The 15,933-nt window shown below is 67.4% G+C and carries 14 protein-coding genes; 9 read left to right on the top strand and 5 right to left on the bottom strand.

Features of this window, described 5'->3' with window-relative positions; genetic code table 11:
- Nucleotides 1-32 precede the first annotated feature (32 nt).
- From flhA to WDM91_18370, 7 genes are all read left to right on the top strand, one after another.
- Nucleotides 33-2,147 (top strand): flagellar biosynthesis protein FlhA, encoded by a 2,115-nt coding sequence (flhA, locus tag WDM91_18400; protein MEI9996575.1) that lies wholly within the window; start codon nt 33-35, stop codon nt 2,145-2,147.
- A gap of 4 nt (nt 2,148-2,151) precedes the next feature.
- A complete protein-coding gene (locus WDM91_18395) occupies nt 2,152-3,183 on the top strand; it encodes a hypothetical protein (GenBank protein ID MEI9996574.1) in 1,032 nt (343 codons plus the stop codon).
- Nucleotides 3,180-3,959, top strand: coding sequence for a P-loop NTPase (locus WDM91_18390; protein ID MEI9996573.1), 780 nt, complete (start codon nt 3,180-3,182; stop codon nt 3,957-3,959). Before WDM91_18395 ends, WDM91_18390 begins: the two co-directional genes overlap by 4 nt.
- 137 nt (nt 3,960-4,096) lie before the next feature.
- A complete protein-coding gene (locus WDM91_18385) occupies nt 4,097-4,438 on the top strand; it encodes a hypothetical protein (protein ID MEI9996572.1) in 342 nt (113 codons plus the stop codon).
- A gap of 52 nt (nt 4,439-4,490) precedes the next feature.
- Nucleotides 4,491-5,045, top strand: a complete 555-nt coding sequence (locus tag WDM91_18380; GenBank protein MEI9996571.1) for a LemA family protein — start codon at nt 4,491-4,493, stop codon at nt 5,043-5,045.
- The gene (locus WDM91_18375; GenBank protein ID MEI9996570.1) at nt 5,045-7,066 is read left to right on the top strand and encodes a DUF2207 domain-containing protein; all 2,022 of its coding nucleotides are present in this window, start codon (nt 5,045-5,047) and stop codon (nt 7,064-7,066) included. The genes WDM91_18380 and WDM91_18375 overlap by 1 nt, the downstream gene beginning before the upstream one ends.
- Nucleotides 7,029-9,011 carry a DUF2207 domain-containing protein gene (locus WDM91_18370; protein ID MEI9996569.1) on the top strand — a complete coding sequence of 661 codons (1,983 nt, stop codon included), beginning with the start codon at nt 7,029-7,031 and terminating at the stop codon, nt 9,009-9,011. The genes WDM91_18375 and WDM91_18370 overlap by 38 nt, the downstream gene beginning before the upstream one ends.
- Nucleotide 9,012: 1 nt before the next feature.
- Here the strand turns inward: WDM91_18370 and WDM91_18365 are convergent, their stop codons facing one another.
- The gene (locus WDM91_18365; protein MEI9996568.1) at nt 9,013-9,432 is read right to left on the bottom strand and encodes a DoxX family protein; all 420 of its coding nucleotides are present in this window, start codon (nt 9,430-9,432) and stop codon (nt 9,013-9,015) included.
- A gap of 68 nt (nt 9,433-9,500) precedes the next feature.
- On the opposite strand from WDM91_18365, the gene WDM91_18360 reads away from it, so the two are divergent.
- Nucleotides 9,501-10,136 carry a hypothetical protein gene (locus WDM91_18360; protein MEI9996567.1) on the top strand — a complete coding sequence of 212 codons (636 nt, stop codon included), beginning with the start codon at nt 9,501-9,503 and terminating at the stop codon, nt 10,134-10,136.
- Nucleotides 10,137-10,140: 4 nt separating this feature from the next.
- Here WDM91_18360 and WDM91_18355 read toward each other — a convergent pair whose 3' ends face one another.
- Together WDM91_18355 and fliI are read right to left on the bottom strand one after the other, a co-directional pair.
- Nucleotides 10,141-10,569: a flagellar FliJ family protein gene (locus tag WDM91_18355; GenBank protein MEI9996566.1), complete on the bottom strand. Its 429-nt coding sequence runs from the start codon at nt 10,567-10,569 to the stop codon at nt 10,141-10,143.
- Complete coding sequence (gene fliI, locus WDM91_18350) at nt 10,566-11,894, bottom strand: flagellar protein export ATPase FliI (protein MEI9996565.1); 1,329 nt, start codon at nt 11,892-11,894, stop codon at nt 10,566-10,568. Before fliI ends, WDM91_18355 begins: the two co-directional genes overlap by 4 nt.
- Before the next feature lie 246 nt (nt 11,895-12,140).
- Between fliI and WDM91_18345 the strand changes: the two genes are divergently transcribed.
- Nucleotides 12,141-12,839, top strand: a complete 699-nt coding sequence (locus tag WDM91_18345; GenBank protein MEI9996564.1) for a response regulator transcription factor — start codon at nt 12,141-12,143, stop codon at nt 12,837-12,839.
- A gap of 54 nt (nt 12,840-12,893) precedes the next feature.
- On the opposite strand, the gene WDM91_18340 is transcribed toward WDM91_18345, so the two are convergent.
- Together WDM91_18340 and WDM91_18335 are read right to left on the bottom strand one after the other, a co-directional pair.
- Nucleotides 12,894-13,973, bottom strand: a complete 1,080-nt coding sequence (locus tag WDM91_18340; protein ID MEI9996563.1) for an SMP-30/gluconolactonase/LRE family protein — start codon at nt 13,971-13,973, stop codon at nt 12,894-12,896.
- Nucleotides 13,973-15,793 (bottom strand): ABC transporter transmembrane domain-containing protein, encoded by a 1,821-nt coding sequence (locus tag WDM91_18335; protein ID MEI9996562.1) that lies wholly within the window; start codon nt 15,791-15,793, stop codon nt 13,973-13,975. The genes WDM91_18340 and WDM91_18335 overlap by 1 nt, the downstream gene beginning before the upstream one ends.
- Nucleotides 15,794-15,933 lie beyond the last annotated feature (140 nt).

Below are 15,933 nucleotides of genomic sequence, written 5' to 3'. Positions count from 1 at the left end.
GATGACAACTTTTATTTTGGTGGCAATTGGACATGGCTGACGTCACCACCGCCGCATCGCCCGCCTCCGGCTTCGGGCTGAATCTCGCGACGCTCGCCGACATCCTCAAGCGCTCCGACCTGGCGCTCGCCATCGGGATCATGGCGATCCTCGTCGTGCTGCTGCTGCCGCTGCCGCCCTGGCTGCTCGACATCTGCCTGGCGCTGTCGCTGTCGTTCTCGATCCTGATCCTCATGACGGCGGTGTTCATCCGCAAGCCGCTCGAGTTCAGCTCGTTCCCCACCATCCTGCTGATCACCACGATGATGCGGCTGGCGCTCAACCTCGCCTCGACGCGGCTGATCCTCGGGCACGGCTCGGAAGGCACTGCCGCCTCCGGCTATGTCATCCAGGCCTTCGGCAAGCTCATCATGGGCGGCAATTTCATCATCGGCCTGATCGTCTTCGCGATCCTGGTGCTGGTGAACTTCGTCGTCATCACCAAGGGTTCGGGGCGCATCGCGGAAGTCGCGGCGCGCTTCAGCCTCGACGCGATGCCCGGCAAGCAGATGGCGGTCGACGCCGACCTGTCGGCCGGCCTGATCGATGAGAAGGAGGCCAAGCGCCGCCGCAAGGACCTGGAGGCCGAGAGCAATTTCTTCGGCGCGATGGACGGCGCCAGCAAGTTCGTGCGCGGCGATGCGATCGCCGGCCTGATGATCGTCGCGATCAACGTGATCGGCGGCATCATCATCGCGGTGGCGCAGAAGGGCATGAGCTTCGTCGATGCCTCGCAGACCTTCACGCTGCTGACGGTGGGCGACGGCCTGGTCAGCCAGATGCCGGCGCTGATCGTCTCGACCGCGGCGGGCCTGATGGTCTCCAAGGCGGGCGTCGAAGGCGCCACCGACAAGGCGCTGATGGCGCAGCTCTCCTTCTACCCCCAGGCGCTCGGCATGGCCGCCGCGGTGATGGGCATCATCGGCGTACTGCCCGGCATGCCGACCTTCGTGTTCATGGGCCTCGCCGCCGGCGCCGGCAGCCTCGCCTATTTCGCCTACAAGAAGAAGGACGCAACCGAATTCCAGGCGCGCGCCGAGGAGGCGAAGGCCAACGGCGAAGACAAGGCCAAGGAGGAGCCGATCTCGACCGCGCTGGCGCTCGACCTGCTGCGCGTCGAGCTGGGCTATGGCCTGCTGCCGCTGATCAACGACGTGAAGGGCCATCGCATCACCGACCAGATCAAGGCGTTGCGCCGCCAGCTCGCCACCGAGATGGGCTTCGTGATGCCGGCGGTGCGCATCCTCGACAACATGCAGTTGGGCGCCAACGAGTATCGCATCCGCGTCAAGGAAGTGGATGCGGGACGCGGCGACCTCTATCCCGGCTCGCTCCTGGTCATGGATCCGCGCGGCCTTCCGATCGACCTGCCCGGCACGCACACCACCGAGCCGGCCTTCGGCCTGCCCGCGACCTGGATCAACGCCGCGCTGCGCGAGGAGGCGAGCTTCAAGGGCCTCACCGTGGTCGATCCCGGCACCGTGCTGACCACGCATCTGACCGAGGTGCTCAAGTCGCACATGGCGGAGCTGCTGTCCTATGCCGAAACCAAGAAGCTGCTGGACGACCTGCCGCCCGAGAACAAGAAGCTGGTCGACGAGCTGATCCCGTCGCAGATCTCGGTCACCGGCGTGCAGCGCGTGCTGCAGACCCTGCTCAACGAACGTGTCTCGATTCGGGACTTGCCCGCGGTCCTGGAAGGCATTGCCGAGGCGGTCGGCCACACCAAGAACGCCATGTACATCACCGAGCATGTCCGCGCCCGGCTGGCGCGCCAGCTCTGCCACGCGAACCTCGCGCCCGGCGGCTATCTGCCGCTGATCGCGCTGTCGCCAGCCTGGGAGCAGGCATTTGCCGAATCCATCGTCGGACAGGGCGAAGACCGCCAGCTCGCCATGGCGCCGTCGCAGCTCCAGGCTTTCATCCAGTCGGTGCGCGACCGCTTCGACGAGGCGAGCGGCAAGGGCGAGGTGCCCGTGCTGCTGACCAGCCCGCAGATCCGGCCCTTTGTGCGCTCCATCGTGGAGCGCTTCCGGTCGCAGACCGTTGTGATGTCGCAGAGCGAGATCCATGCTTCGGTGAAGCTGCGCACCATGGGACAGGTATAGCGTCATGCAGCTTCGCACCTTCCTGGCCAAGGATATGAGAGAGGCGCTCGCGCATGTGCGCGCCGACATGGGCCCTGACGCCGTCATCATCGCGTCGGAGAAGGCCAAGAGCGGCGGCGTCATCGTGCGCGCGGCGCTCGACGGGCCGGACGCGGCGGACGACATCGCCGAGCCCGCGCCGGAGACGACACCGGTCGCGGATTTCGAAACGCATTATCGCGACGGCTTGCTGCGCCGGCTGCGCCATGCCGGCGGCGAGACGGCCAAGCGGATCGGCTTCGACCGCACCGAGCTGCTGGCGGCGCTCAACCGGCAGCGCCTGCCCGACGGCCTCGCGCACGCGCTGGCGGAAAGTGCGGCGAAGGCCCAGCTCACCGACATGACGCTGGCGCTCGCCTCGGCGCTCGACAAGAGATTGAAGACCGCGCCGATCGACATGGAGACGGTCGCGGCGCTGCTGCTGGTCGGGCCGAACGGCGCGGGCAAGACCGCTGTGGCGGCGAAGATCGCAGCGCATGCGCGGCTGGCGAACCGGCGCACCACGCTGGTGGCATCGGACTCCGCCGGCGCCGGCGCGGTGGCGCGGCTGGAAACCTTCGCCAAGCATCTGGACTGCGCGGTCACGACCACGGACAGCGCGGCCGAGCTGAGCGTGCTGGTGGGCGAATGCGTCGCCAAGAAGACCTTCGTCATCGTCGACACCGCCGGTTTCGATCCGCGCGACGCGCGGGCGCGCACCGCCTTCGCGGCGCTGGCGCGGATCGCGAAGCTGGAAACCGTCGGCGTCGTCTCCGCGCTCAACGACGCCGAGGAGATCTCCGAGATCGTCGAGGCCCTGTCGGCGCTGGGTGCCGGACGGCTGGTCGTCACCGGCCTGGATCTCGCGCGGCGGGCCGGCGCGCTGACCGCGGCGGCGACGCAGGTCGTCCCCCTCGCCCATGTCACCCGCTCGCCGTTCATCGCCGGCGGACTCGATACGCCGTCCTCGCTCTCGCTGGCGAGGCTTCTGCTCGACCAACCCCGGAGCGCGCAATGACCCATCTCACCGCCATCGGCTCGGGCAAGGGCGGAACCGGCAAGACGCTGATCGCGGTCAGCCTGGCGCATGCCTTCGCGCATCAGGGCGAGCGCGTGTTGCTGTGCGACGCCGATCTGGGGCTGTCCAATGCCGGCGTGCATCTGGGTTTGAGCGAGACCGGCGATCTCGCCGGACTGATCGCAGGCCGCAAGATGCTGAAGGACGCCGTGGTGCGCGTCGCCAGCGGGCCGCATGTGAGTTTCGATCTTCTCGCGGCGCCGTCCGGTTCCGGCGCGTTCGCCAATGCGAGCGAAGCGGCGGTGGAAGCGCTCGTTTCGATCCTGGCGCGGGCGGCGCAATACGACCGCGTGCTGATCGACCTGGGCGCCGGGGTCGACGCCGCCGTCATGAGCTTCGCGGCCCATGCCGACGACGTCCTTCTGATCGTGACGCCCGATCCGGCCTCGCTCACCGACGCTTACGCATTTGCGAAGCTTTTGTTGCGGCGCACCACCAGCCGTGTGCCACAGATCCTGGTGAATCAAGCGCTCAACGCCACCGAAGGACGCCGCGTCGCCGAAGCACTGATCGCGTCGGCCAACGCCTTCCTCAAGCGCAGTCCCGATTATCTGGGCTTTGTCCCCTGCGACGCGCGCGTAGCGGACGCGGTGCGCCGGCAGAGCCCGCTCCTCACCCTGTTCCCGCAAGCACCGGCCGCCGTGGCGATCGAGAACATCGCGCGCCGCCTGCATGGCGAGGCACCTGCGCCGTTTGCCGCGACGGGCCTGCGTTAACCCTAGATCGTCATTGCCGCGCGTTTCCCCGCTGCCCGAATTCTCGGCAGCATGGAACTGGTGTATGCTTTCTTAATAAGCGGCGCAGATGCCTATCCGCGCCGCGCGGGAAGCGTCTGTCGAAAACTGGGGGACTTATGCCTATTCTCATGGATATCTGGCACGCCATCCACGATGTGGTGCTGTCGGCAAACTGGGTGACCTTGGCCATCATGGCCGTGATCGCGCTCGGCGCGGGCTATCTGATGCAGAGCTTCGGCTCGGTGATCTCGACGACGGTCGTCGCGCTGGTCGCCTTTGCGCTGGTCGAATATGCGGTCGCGGTCACCGTCGGCAAGCAGAACCCGTCGGCCTATGCCTCCGCCGACTGGCAGGCCTTCCAGAACCTGCACATGCTGACCCTGCTCGCCTATGGCGTGGTGTTCGGGGTGGCGATCGCGGTGGCGCATACCGCGCGGACGCTGATCCTCGACCGCTAAGTCCCGCGCCGGCGGGATAGACGCCGTGCGGCGAAGCGGCTAGCTTCGCGGCATGGTGCTTTACATCGTCATCGCCGTCGTCGTCCTGATCGTCCTTTGGGGCATCATGACCTACAATGGGCTCGTCAGCCGCCGCGCCATGGTCGCGGAGGGGTGGAGCGGCATCGACGCGCAGCTCAAGCGCCGCGCCGACCTGATCCCCAACCTGGTCGAGACCGTGAAGGGCTATGCCACGCATGAGCGCACGACGTTCGACGAGCTGGCGCGGCTGCGCTCGACCGCCGGCGTCAGCCAGGACCCGGCCCAGCGCGCCGCGGCCGAGACCGCGATCACCGCGGCGATCGGCAAGGTGATGGCGGTGGCGGAAGCCTATCCCGAGCTCAAGGCTTCGGCGAATTTCCAGCAGCTCCAGACCGATCTCGAGAATCTCGAGGACCAGATCCAGCTCGCCCGCCGCTACTACAATGGCGCGGTGCGCAATTATAACGTCAGCGTGCAGCAATTCCCCTCCAATCTCGTGGCGGGTGCGACGGGCTTCACGACGGCGCAGTTCTTCCAGCTCGACAACGCCGCGGACCGCAACGCGCCGAAGGTCTCGTTCAGCTGATGCTGCGCGGCGTTCTCGCGCTGGTCACGGTGCTGGCGCTTGCCGTCATGCCGTCCGCCGCGCAGGACGAGCAGAGCAGCGAAGCCCGGCACCAGGGCTCGCCGCCGGCCGCAGCAGCCGAGGCCCCGGCCGGCGACGCGGCCGCCGACCTGCGGCCCGACGAAGAGCGCATCACGGATTTCGACAGCGACATCACGGTCGCGAAGAACGGCACGCTGACCGTCACCGAAAGCATCGCGGTCAACGCGACGGGCGAGCAGATCCGCCACGGCATCTATCGCGATTTCCCCACCCTCTACACCGATCCGCACGGCGTCCGGGTGCGGGTGCGCTTCGACGTGATGGGGGTGACGCTGGACGGCGCGCCGGCGCCCTACGACACCGAATCGATCAGCAACGGCGTGCGGGTCAAGATCGGCGACAAGGACAGCATGGTGTCGCCCGGGCGGCACATCTATGCGCTGAGCTACATCACGGCGCGGCAGATCGGGTTCTTCGACAAGTACGACGAGCTCTACTGGAACGTCACAGGCGTGGGCTGGATCTTCCCGATCGACAAGGCCGCGGCGACGATCCACCTGCCCAAGGGCGCGAAGATCCTGCAATCCGCGGTCTATACGGGGCCGCAGGGATCGTCGGCGCATAATGGCAGCGCCGAGCCGCTCTCCGGCGACACGATCCGCTTCGTCACGACGGAGCCCCTGGGATCGCATGAAGGCCTGACCGTCGCGGTCGGCTTCGCGAAGGGCGCGGTGGTGCCGCCGTCGGATGCCGAACTGAAGCGCGATTTCATCATCGACAATGCGAGCGCGATCGTCGCGGTGCTGGGCGTGCTGGCGCTGGCGATCTTCTATCTCGCCGCGTGGTGGCATTATGGCCGGGATCCCAAGCGCGGCACCGTGATCCCGCTGTTCGCGCCGCCCGCCGGGCTGTCGCCCGAAGCGGTGCGCTACATCCACAACATGGCCTATGACCGCAAGGCGTTCGCCGCGGCGCTCATCAACATGGCGGTGAAGGGCTATCTGACCATCGCCGAGGCCGGCGGCACCTATACGCTGACGCGCACCGGCAAGAGCGAGGCCGCGGCGCAGCTCTCGGCCAGCGAAAGCGCGATGGGCAAGGAGCTGTTCGACGGACCCGAGGATTCGATCGAGCTCAAGCAGACCAATCACAGCGCCGTCCAGAGCGCGATCAGCGCACTGAAGATCGCGCTGAGCCGCGAGTGCGAACGGCATTATTTCGTCACCAACAGCGGCTGGTTCTGGGGCGGGCTGGGCATCCTGGCGCTGACCGGCGGCGCTGCGGCGCTGCTGAGCGACGACGCGCAGACCACCGCCGTGATGCTGGGCATCGTCGCGCTCTGGGCGGCCGGCGCGAGCTATCTGCTGCATGCGGCATGGCGCAACTGGGTCAGCCTGTTCGTCGATCACGGCTCGCGCGTCACGCATTTCTTCGTTGCGCTGCTGGCGAGCGTCTTCGCCGTGCCGGTCGCAGGATTGCTGATCGCCGCGCTGTTCTTCCTGAAGGAGGTGCCGTGGCCGGCCTTCGCCGCGCTGCTGACCGGCGGCGTCCTCGCCTATGTGTTCTATTACCTGCTGAAGGCGCCGACCGTGTCGGGCGCCGCGATCATGGACCAGATCGACGGCTTCAAGCTGTTCCTCGAAACCGCGGAGAAGGACCGGCTGGAGATCCTGAACCCGCCGCAGGTCACGCCGGCGGTGTTCGAGAAATTCCTGCCCTATGCCATCGCGCTCGACTGCGAGAACCAGTGGAGCCGGAAGTTCGAGGCGGAAGCCGCGGCCGCGGGCCTCGGTTCGGATCAGAATTACGGCTATGTGCCGCTCTGGTATGTGGGCTCGAATTTCGGCCAACTGGGGACGGCGGGGCTCGTCTCCTCCATCGGCTCGTCGCTCGGCAGCGCGGCGGCGTCCGCGTCGGTCGCGCCCGGATCGAGCTCGGGCAGCGGCGGCGGCGGATTCTCCGGTGGGGGCGGCGGCGGTGGCGGCGGCGGCGGCTGGTAGCACGCGGCGTTCACGGGCCGGCCGCGCATGCGGACGCCTGGCGCGCCTCTTCGCATGTCTGATCGCGGCGGCGGCCCCGACCGCCGCGACAGCCGACGACATCGAGCGCGTGACCGATTACCGCCAGGACGTGACGGTCGCGCCGGACAGCCGGATCGATGCGACCGAGACCATCACGGTCAACGCCCAGGGCGATTCCATCGTCCACGGCATCTACCGCGATTTCCCGACGATCTATCCGGGCCGCGTCCATGTTGCGTTCGAGGTCTCGCATGTGACGCTCGACGGCGTGGACGCGCCTTACGCGGTGCTCGACATCGCGAACGGAAAGCGGGTGCGGATCGGCGACAGCGACACGACGCTCAGCCATGGCCGGCACGTCTTCACGCTGCACTTCGCGACCGACCGCCAGATCGCGTTCGGCAAGGACCACGACGAGCTCTATTGGAACGTCACGGGCAATGGCTGGGATTTCGCGATCGATCATGTGCGTGCCGTCGTCCATCTGCCCGCGAACGGCAGGCTTATGGGCTGGGACTTTTTCACCGGGCCGCAAGGCGCGCACGGCAGAGCCGCGAGGGCCGAAAAGCTGGCCGGCAACACGATCGCGTTCGAGACGACCGAGACGCTCGATCCCAATGACGGCCTGACCGTCGATGTGCGTTTCGCCAAGGGCGCGGTGACGGCGCCGGCGCGCAACTACCTGCTGCGCGACAATCGCGGGCCGTTCGCGGCGTTGGCGGGATTGATCGTCCTGCTGCTCTATTTCAGTGCGGTGTGGCTGCTGGTCGGGCGCGATCCGGCGCGCGGCAACGTGATCCCGCTCTATGCCCCGCCGCACGACCTGTCTCCGGCCGCGATGCGCTTCATCCGGCACATGCATTTCGACCGCAAGGCGTTCGCGGCGACGCTGGTGGACCTGGCGGTCAAAGGCGTGCTGACGATCGGTGAGACCAAGCATGTCCTGGGACCGACCTATGCGGTGACGCGGACCGGCGCGGCGGAGGTGACGCTGCCCAAGGCCGAAGCCGGCGTGGCGGAGAACCTGCTGGGCTGGGACAGCGAGCCGGTCGAACTGACCCAGGCGAACCGTTCGCGCATCGCCGCCGCCGTCGCGACGCTGAAGAAGGATCTCGGCGACGCGTACGAGACGGTCTATTTCCGCCAGAACCACGCTTGGTTCTGGCCCGGGCTCGGCCTCATCGCGTTGAGCGCGCTGGGCGCCGCGGTATTCTCCGACGATCTGGGCGGCGCGTTCCTCACCTATCTGTGGAGCGGGCTGTTCGGTGTCGCGACGAGCCTCTTCGGCTTCTATGCCTTCCGCGCCTGGCAGGCCGTGTTCGCAGGTCCCGGTGCGCGGGCCGTGCATCTCGGCATCGCGCTGCTCCGCACGCTGGCGGCGCTGCCTTTCGCGGCGACCTGGATCGGCGTGACCTTCTTCATCGAAGACGCGCTCCAGCCGGTCACCATCGCCATCCTCGCTGCGGAAGGCGTGGTCGCCGCGGCGTTCTATGTCCTGCTGCGCGCGCCGACCTTGCTGGGCGCCAGGCTGCGCGACGAGATCGACGGCTTCACGCTCTACCTCAGGACCGCCGAGCAGCCGCGGCTCGAGGCGGCAGCGCCGCCGCAAGTGACGCCGGCGCTGTTCGAGAAATTCCTTCCCTATGCCATCGCGCTCGATTGCGAGACGCAGTGGAGCCGCAAATTCGAAGCCGCGATGGCGGCGGCCGGCGAGGGCGCTGCGGCTGCCGATCACCACTTCTATGTGCCCATGTGGTACCAGGGCGACGCGTTCGGCCAGCTCGGCACTGCAGGCTTTGCGTCCTCCATCGGCCTGTCGCTGGGCGGCGCCGTTGCGGCGGCTTCCGTCGCGCCAGGCGGCGGTTCGGGCGGCGGCGGCTTCTCGGGCGGGGGCGGTGGTGGCGGCGGCGGCGGCGGCTGGTAGTTCAGCGCCGCGGCTTGGGCTTGATGCTGTCGATCGCGACCGGGCCCGGCCCCATCCCCACGAGCAGGAGCAAGCCGCCCGCGATGGCCATGTTGCGCGCGAAGATCGCGTAATCCGCGGCGCGATCGATCGCCGTGCCGATCAGCCAGAAATCATGCATCGCGATCGAGACCACGATGGTGAAGCCAAACAGCAGCATCGCGCCGTGCCGGGTCTGGAAGCCGAAGACCAGCGACAGGCCGCCCAGCGTCATCACGATCAGCGCCAAGGCGAGCAGGACCGGCGCCGCCGGAATGCCCTTGAGCGCCATGAGCTGGATCGTGCCGTCCCATTGATTGGCATAGGCGAGGGCCTCGCCGAGGAAGAACCAGGCGAGGATCAGGCGGCCGACCAGCGGCGAGATGTATTCGGAAAAGGACATTTGCCGCGCCTGGACGAATCAGCCGTGCTATTCTAGCGCAGGCCCGCGGAGGGACGGATATGGCGGAAATGTCCAACGCGATCGCGGGTCGCGCGGCGGCGAGGCGCCTCCTGCTCGCGGTCATGGCCGGCGCGGCCTGCCTGTTTTCGCATACTGCGGACGCGGGCGATCCGGCCGTCATCCCGCAATTTTCCGCCTCGCAGGCTTGTCCCGGGGACGGAAGCCCGGAGATGCAGTACGACTGCAAATTCCTCGACGATGTGGGCGCGAAGGCGCTGCAGGCGCCCGCGGGATCGAGGGTCTATCGCGAAAGCTGGATGGGACCGTTCGCGTCGCCGATGCATGATGGCAGCATCGTGCTCATCATCGCGCCGGACGGAACGCGCACCTTGCAGACGCCGTGGCGCAGGCGGCCCTATCGGCTGAGGCCGGGCGAGCTTCCGGATTTCGAAGCCGCGTTGGCGAAGTCGGCCTTCTCCCGCCGGACCGTCTACAACCGCATCGAAGGCTTCTGCGTCGACGGCGTGGCCACCGCGCTGGAGGCGGTGGTCGACGGGCGCTATCGCATGGTCCTGTACGACTATTGCGGCGGCGTGTTCGACGAGGACGTCGCGCAGGCCCTGGACCAGCTCTTCGTCTTCGCGGCCGGGCTGTCGGGACTGCACTATCCGGTCAATCCCGACCATCCGACCTATCGCGGCTGACGGATCAAGCGCCGCGCATCGCATGCTTCCGCAGATGGCGGACCAGCGCCATCTCGTCGAGGCGGGACTGGGCGCGGCGGGACTCGATCTCGGCGGTGCGCTTGGCCTGCTGCTCCGTGGCGAATTCGAGGCTCTTGAGATCCTGGAACGCGGTGTTCAGGTCGGTCTGGGCGGTGATGCGCTCGCGCTCGATGTCCTTCAGCGTGGCGCGCAGATTCTCGCGCCGCGTCTCGATGGAGCGCAGGAAGGACGGGAAGGCCAGGCGCCCGATGTCGGAATCGCCGGCCCGCTGGCGCTCACGCGCCACGCTCTCCTCGAGATCGGCAAGCTTGCGCTCCGCATCGGACTTCATGCCGTCGAGCGTCGCCATCCGGCGCTTCATCTCGTCGACGCGGAAGCGCCGCAAGCGGATCAACGTATCCCCACGCTTCATGCTCCATTACCTTTCCCCGGTGCCGTGCCGACGATCTTCTCAAGAGCGGCATAGCATTCGGTAAACGACGAGCACTCGTCCTTCTTCTGAGACAGGAAGGCTTCGAGTTGCGGATAAACCTTTACGGCCAGATCCACTTCAGCATTCGTGCCAGATTTGTAGGCGCCGAGCCGGATCAGCTCTGCCATGTCGTCGTAAACCGCGAGCGGCGCGCGGGCCCGCTGCACAAGCACTTGTTCCTCCTTGGTATTGCAGCCCGGCATGGCGCGCGAGACCGATTTGAGGATGTTGATCGCCGGAAAGCGGCCGCGCTCGGCGATGTTCCGTTCCAGCACAATATGGCCGTCCAGGATGCCGCGCACCGCGTCGGCGACTGGCTCATTATGATCGTCGCCCTCCACGAGGACGGTGAACAGGCCGGTGATCGAGCCGCCTTTCCCCTGCAGGCCCGGGCCGGCGCGTTCCAGAAGCCGCGGCAGCTCGGCGAACACGGTGGGGGTATAGCCCTTGCTCGCCGGCGGCTCGCCGGCGGAAAGACCGACCTCGCGTTGCGCCATCGCGAATCGCGTGACCGAGTCCATCAGCAGCAGGACATGCAGGCCCCGGTCGCGCAGCTGCTCGGCGATCGCCATGCCGACATAGGCGGCCTGGCGGCGGACCAGCGGCGGCTCATCCGAGGTGGCCGCGACGACGATGGAACGCCGGAGGCCTTCCTCGCCCAGGTCGTCCTCGACGAATTCCTTCACCTCGCGGCCGCGCTCGCCGACCAGCGCGATGACGATCGCGTCGGCGTCGGAATTGCGCGCGAGCATCGCCAGCAGGGTCGATTTGCCGACGCCCGAGCCGGAGAAGATGCCCATGCGCTGTCCCCGGCAGCAGGTCGTGAACGCATTCATCGCCCGCACGCCGAGGTCGAGCTTGCCGCCGACCCGTGCCCGATGGCCGGCCGGCGGCGGATTGGCCTTGAGCGGATAGGGTTCCGGACCGGTGGGGAGCGGCCCCTTGCCGTCGGTGGGATTGCCGAAACCGTCGAGCACCCGGCCGAGCCAGGCTTCGCTGGGGAAGATCACCGCCGGCCGGTCGTCGAAATCGGCCCGTGCCCCGAGCGTCATGCCGTCGAGGCTGCCGAGCGGCATGACTTGCGCCCGTCCGTCCCGGAAACCGACCACCTCGCACGGAATTGTCTTGCCGGAACTTGAGGTTAGGCGTACCTGACCGCCCAGGCTGACGGCCCCGGCGGCGCCGGTGACCTCGACCAGCAAGCCCTCGATCCGGGCCACCCGTCCGAAACGGCGGACCGGCGCGATGGCGGCGATGTCTCTCAATAAAGCGTGCATGGGGCCCTTTGGGGGCGTTCTGCCCCGCGAAGCCCCGATAATGCCGCGAAGGTTTTAAGTGGCGGTAAACTTAACAATGCGAATCAAGGGGATGACCCCGGGCCGGGAACGGTTTCTTAAGCCGGGGTTCGCGGAAGCTGATCGGGCATTAATCAATGCAACGGGATGTTAACCAGTTAAGCATAGGGTCGGTTAATCAACGACCGCAGCCTGCCTGAAGAGGGGTTCTTTGATATGCGTGTTCTCCTGATCGAAGACGACAGCGCCATGGCGCGAAGCATTGAATTGATGCTCCGCAGCGAGGGCCTGAACGTCTACACCACGGATTTGGGCGAAGAGGGCATCGACCTCGGCAAGCTCTACGATTACGACATCATCGTGCTCGATCTGCAGCTGCCCGACATGAGCGGCTTCGAGGTCTTGAAGGCCCTGCGCGTCGCCAAGGTGCAGACGCCGGTGCTGATCCTCTCGGGCAACGCGATCGTCGAAGCAAAGGTCAAGGCGCTGGGCTTCGGCGCCGACGACTACATGACCAAGCCGTTCCACAAGGACGAGCTGGTCGCGCGCATCCAGGCCGTGGTCCGCCGCTCCAAGGGCCACAGCCAGTCGGTCATCACGACCGGCAAGCTGATCGTGAACCTCGACGCCAAGACGGTCGAGGTCGACGGCAGCCGCGTGCACCTGACGGGCAAGGAATATCAGATGCTCGAGCTGCTCTCGCTGCGCAAGGGCACGACGCTGACCAAGGAGATGTTCCTCAACCATCTTTATGGCGGCATGGACGAGCCGGAGCTCAAGATCATCGACGTCTTCATCTGCAAGCTGCGCAAGAAGCTCGCGGCGGCGACCAATGGCGACAACTATATCGAGACCGTCTGGGGCCGCGGCTATGTGCTGCGCGATCCGCAAGGCGAGGAAATCGTGGCGGCGTAAGACGCGCCATACGATGCGATTGGAAAAGAGCGCCGCGACGGCGCTCTTTTCGTTTCAAGGCGCCAGCCGGCAATCGAGGATGTGATTGTCCAGCGGCGAGCCGATCAGCATCCGGTTGCCGCTGACCGCCGCGACGCTGGCGCCGCCGATCTGGGCGCCGGTGTCCGCGTAGACGAGATTTGCGCTCTGCGGCAGTCCGTTCGCGAGCGTCACCTTGAAGATCTCCGACGGCGCCGGCTTCGCCGGGTCGTGGCGGAAGGCGTTCATCGCGAAGACCTTGGGATGGCTGCCCACCCACAAGCGGCCCGATGCGTCGAAGCGCAGATTGTCGAGATTGGTGGAGAGCGGCAGCGTCGCGGCTTCTTCCAGTCCGCCCGAGAAGGGATTGCGGTTATAGGCGACCAGCCGCCGGCCATAGGCCTCCGCCACATAGACGAACCGGCCGTCCGGCGAGAGCGCGATCCCGTTGGGGTACGCCAGGCGGTCGGCAACCGGCCGGAACACGGTGCCATCGTAATACAGGACATTGGCGCGCGGCAGGATGAAGAGGTCGTCGAGCTGGCGGCCGAAATGCGTCCGGCTCGCGTGATCGTTGGTGACGTAGAACCGGCTGCCATCCGCCGCGGCGATGGCGTTGGGGCTGACCAGCGCGTCGCTCTGGATGCTGCCGGTCTCATGGAGCGCCGTCGCCGCGCCATGGCCCAGTACCGCGAACATATCGACGCTGTGGGTGCCGTCGCTGCGATGGTTGATCGCCATCAGGGTAAGGCTGCCGTCCGGCGCGCGGTAAAGACCGATGCCGTGGGGGTGGAAATCGGACGGCGCGCCCGCGAGCTTGCGGGGGTGCAGCGCACCGTCGCGCAGGGAGATCGCATAAAGGCCGTCGGTCTTCGATGGATGCCCGGCCGCCTTGGCGCGGCGATCGAGGGTGGAGATGAAGGCGAGGCCCGTCGTCTCGTCGATCGCGATGTCGCCGGGACCGTTCGCCGTCGGCACGGCGGTGCAGATGCCGGAAAAACCCGGCGTCACGTCTGTGAAGACGCCATAGGCCGACAAGGTGCGGGCGGCGAGCGCCAAGGCCCCGACCAGGATGACGGACCCGGCGGTGAGCGCGGCGCGCGTCGCGGGCCGCATCAGCTTGCCAGCGCCAGGGCGCCGGTGAATTGCAGATCGGCGAGATGGGCATAGAGGCCGCCGCCGGCGACGAGCTCGGCATGGCTGCCTTCGCCCACCACGCGGCCCTGATCCATCACCACGATGCGCTTGAGGCGCTGGATGGTCGCGAGGCGGTGCGCGATCACGATCGTGGTGCGGCCGGCCATGAGGTTGTCGAGCCCGATCTGCACCAGGCGTTCATTCTCGGCGTCCAGCGCGCTGGTCGCTTCGTCGAGCAGCAGCAGCGGCGCATCGCGCAGGATGGCGCGGGCGATCGCGACGCGCTGGCGCTGGCCGCCGGAGAGCGTGACGCCGCGCTCGCCCACCAGCGTGTCGTAGCCGTTCGGCAGGCGCTCGATGAATTCGGCCGCGGCGGCGGCCTCGGCGGCGCGGCGGACGTCGGCGTCGCTCGCATCGGGCCGGCCGTAGCGGATGTTGTCGGCCAGCGAGCCGGAGAAGACCACGCTGTCCTGAGACACCACCGCCATGTTGCCGCGCAGATCGGTGGGGTCGAGATCGGCGAGATCGATGCCGTCGAAGGTCACCGCGCCGGCCTGGGGCGCGAAGAAGCGCAGCAGGAGCTGGAACACCGTCGACTTGCCGGCGCCGGAGGGCCCGACCAGCGCCACCGCCTCGCCCGGCGCGATGTCGAGCGTGAAGCCGTTCAGTGCCTTGAAGTTCGGGCGCGAGGGGTAGTGGAAGGTGACGTCCTTGAACGAGACCGCGCCCTTGACCGGCTTGGCGATGGCGCGCGGATGCAGCGGCGCGGCGATCTGCGGCACGGTGTGCAGCAATTCCATCAAGCGCTCGGACGCGCCGGCGGCGCGCTGCAGATCGCCCCAGGTCTCGCTCATCGCGCCCATGCCGCTGACGAAGATGATGGCATAGCCCGCGAACTGGGTGAGCGTGCCGATGCTCATGCGCTCGGCGACCACGTCATGCGCGCCGACCCAGAACACGCCGACCACGCAGCAGGTCACCGCCGCCATCACGACCGCGGTCATCACCGCGCGGGCGCGGGTGCGCAGGATCGCGACGGTGAAGGAGGACTCCACCGCGGCACCGAACAGCTGCCGCTCGGCAGCCTCGCGGGTAAAGGCCTGGACGGTCTGCACCGCATTGAGCGTCTCGCTGGCGCGGGCGCTGGTGTCGGCGATCCTGTCCTGGCTCTTGCGGCTCAGCGTGCGCACCCAGCGGCCGAACAGCAGCAGCGGGATCAGCACCAGCACCACGATGCCCATCACCAGGCCGGTGAGCTTGATCGACGTGATGAAGAGGAGGACCAGTGCGCCGACCAGCATCACGAGGTTGCGCGCCGCGACCGAAGCCGAGGAGCCGATCACCGTCTGGATCAGCGTGGTGTCGGCGGTCAGCCGCGACAGCACTTCGCCGGTGCGGGTCACTTCGAAGAAGGCCGGGGTCAGGCCGATCACGTGATCGAACACCGCCTTGCGGATGTCCGCGATCACCCGCTCGCCCAGCCAGGTGACGAAGTAGAAGCGGATCGCGGTCGCCACGGCGAGCGCCAGCGCGATCCCGATCAGGGGAAAGAAATAGGCGTCGATATGCGCCGCGAGGGCCTCGCTGAAGCCGTGCTGCACCAGCTGGCCCAGCGCGGGCGGGATCAGGAGGCTGGCGGTCGAGGAGCAGATCAGAGCCAGGGTCGCGATGGCGATGGCCGCGCGATAGGGCTTCAGGAAGGGGACGAGCTGGCGCAAGGGGCGCAGCGACCGGGCCTTTGGCCGGGCGGCGGCGGCGAATTCCACCTGCTCCGCGTATTCTTCCCCGTTCTGCGCCACGACTCTCGCCCGGTTTGCTCTGGTTCCGGGTGGTATATAGGACGCTTCGGCAGCGACCTAAGAGACCCTTCGCCGCGCTTGTGCGATTGCCGGATATCTCAGAATATTACAGCAATAATCCGTGGGGACGGAACATTCTC

The organism is Rhizomicrobium sp., assembly GCA_037200385.1.
Lineage (GTDB): Bacteria > Pseudomonadota > Alphaproteobacteria > Micropepsales > Micropepsaceae > Rhizomicrobium.
The sequence above is the reverse complement of the archived record's forward strand: the minus strand, read 5'-3'. Positions and strand labels throughout refer to the sequence as shown.

Excerpts from the sequence above, each read along its gene's own strand:
- flhA (MEI9996575.1), top strand. The coding sequence starts at position 33 with ATGGCTGACGTCACCACCGCCGCATCGCCCGCCTCCGGCTTCGGGCTG.
- WDM91_18395 (MEI9996574.1), top strand. The coding sequence starts at position 2,152 with ATGCAGCTTCGCACCTTCCTGGCCAAGGATATGAGAGAGGCGCTCGCG.
- WDM91_18390 (MEI9996573.1), top strand. The coding sequence starts at position 3,180 with ATGACCCATCTCACCGCCATCGGCTCGGGCAAGGGCGGAACCGGCAAG.
- WDM91_18385 (MEI9996572.1), top strand. The coding sequence starts at position 4,097 with ATGCCTATTCTCATGGATATCTGGCACGCCATCCACGATGTGGTGCTG.
- WDM91_18380 (MEI9996571.1), top strand. The coding sequence starts at position 4,491 with ATGGTGCTTTACATCGTCATCGCCGTCGTCGTCCTGATCGTCCTTTGG.
- WDM91_18375 (MEI9996570.1), top strand. The coding sequence starts at position 5,045 with ATGCTGCGCGGCGTTCTCGCGCTGGTCACGGTGCTGGCGCTTGCCGTC.
- WDM91_18365 (MEI9996568.1), bottom strand. The coding sequence starts at position 9,432 with ATGTCCTTTTCCGAATACATCTCGCCGCTGGTCGGCCGCCTGATCCTC.
- WDM91_18360 (MEI9996567.1), top strand. The coding sequence starts at position 9,501 with ATGTCCAACGCGATCGCGGGTCGCGCGGCGGCGAGGCGCCTCCTGCTC.
- WDM91_18355 (MEI9996566.1), bottom strand. The coding sequence starts at position 10,569 with ATGAAGCGTGGGGATACGTTGATCCGCTTGCGGCGCTTCCGCGTCGAC.
- WDM91_18345 (MEI9996564.1), top strand. The coding sequence starts at position 12,141 with ATGCGTGTTCTCCTGATCGAAGACGACAGCGCCATGGCGCGAAGCATT.
- WDM91_18340 (MEI9996563.1), bottom strand. The coding sequence starts at position 13,973 with ATGCGGCCCGCGACGCGCGCCGCGCTCACCGCCGGGTCCGTCATCCTG.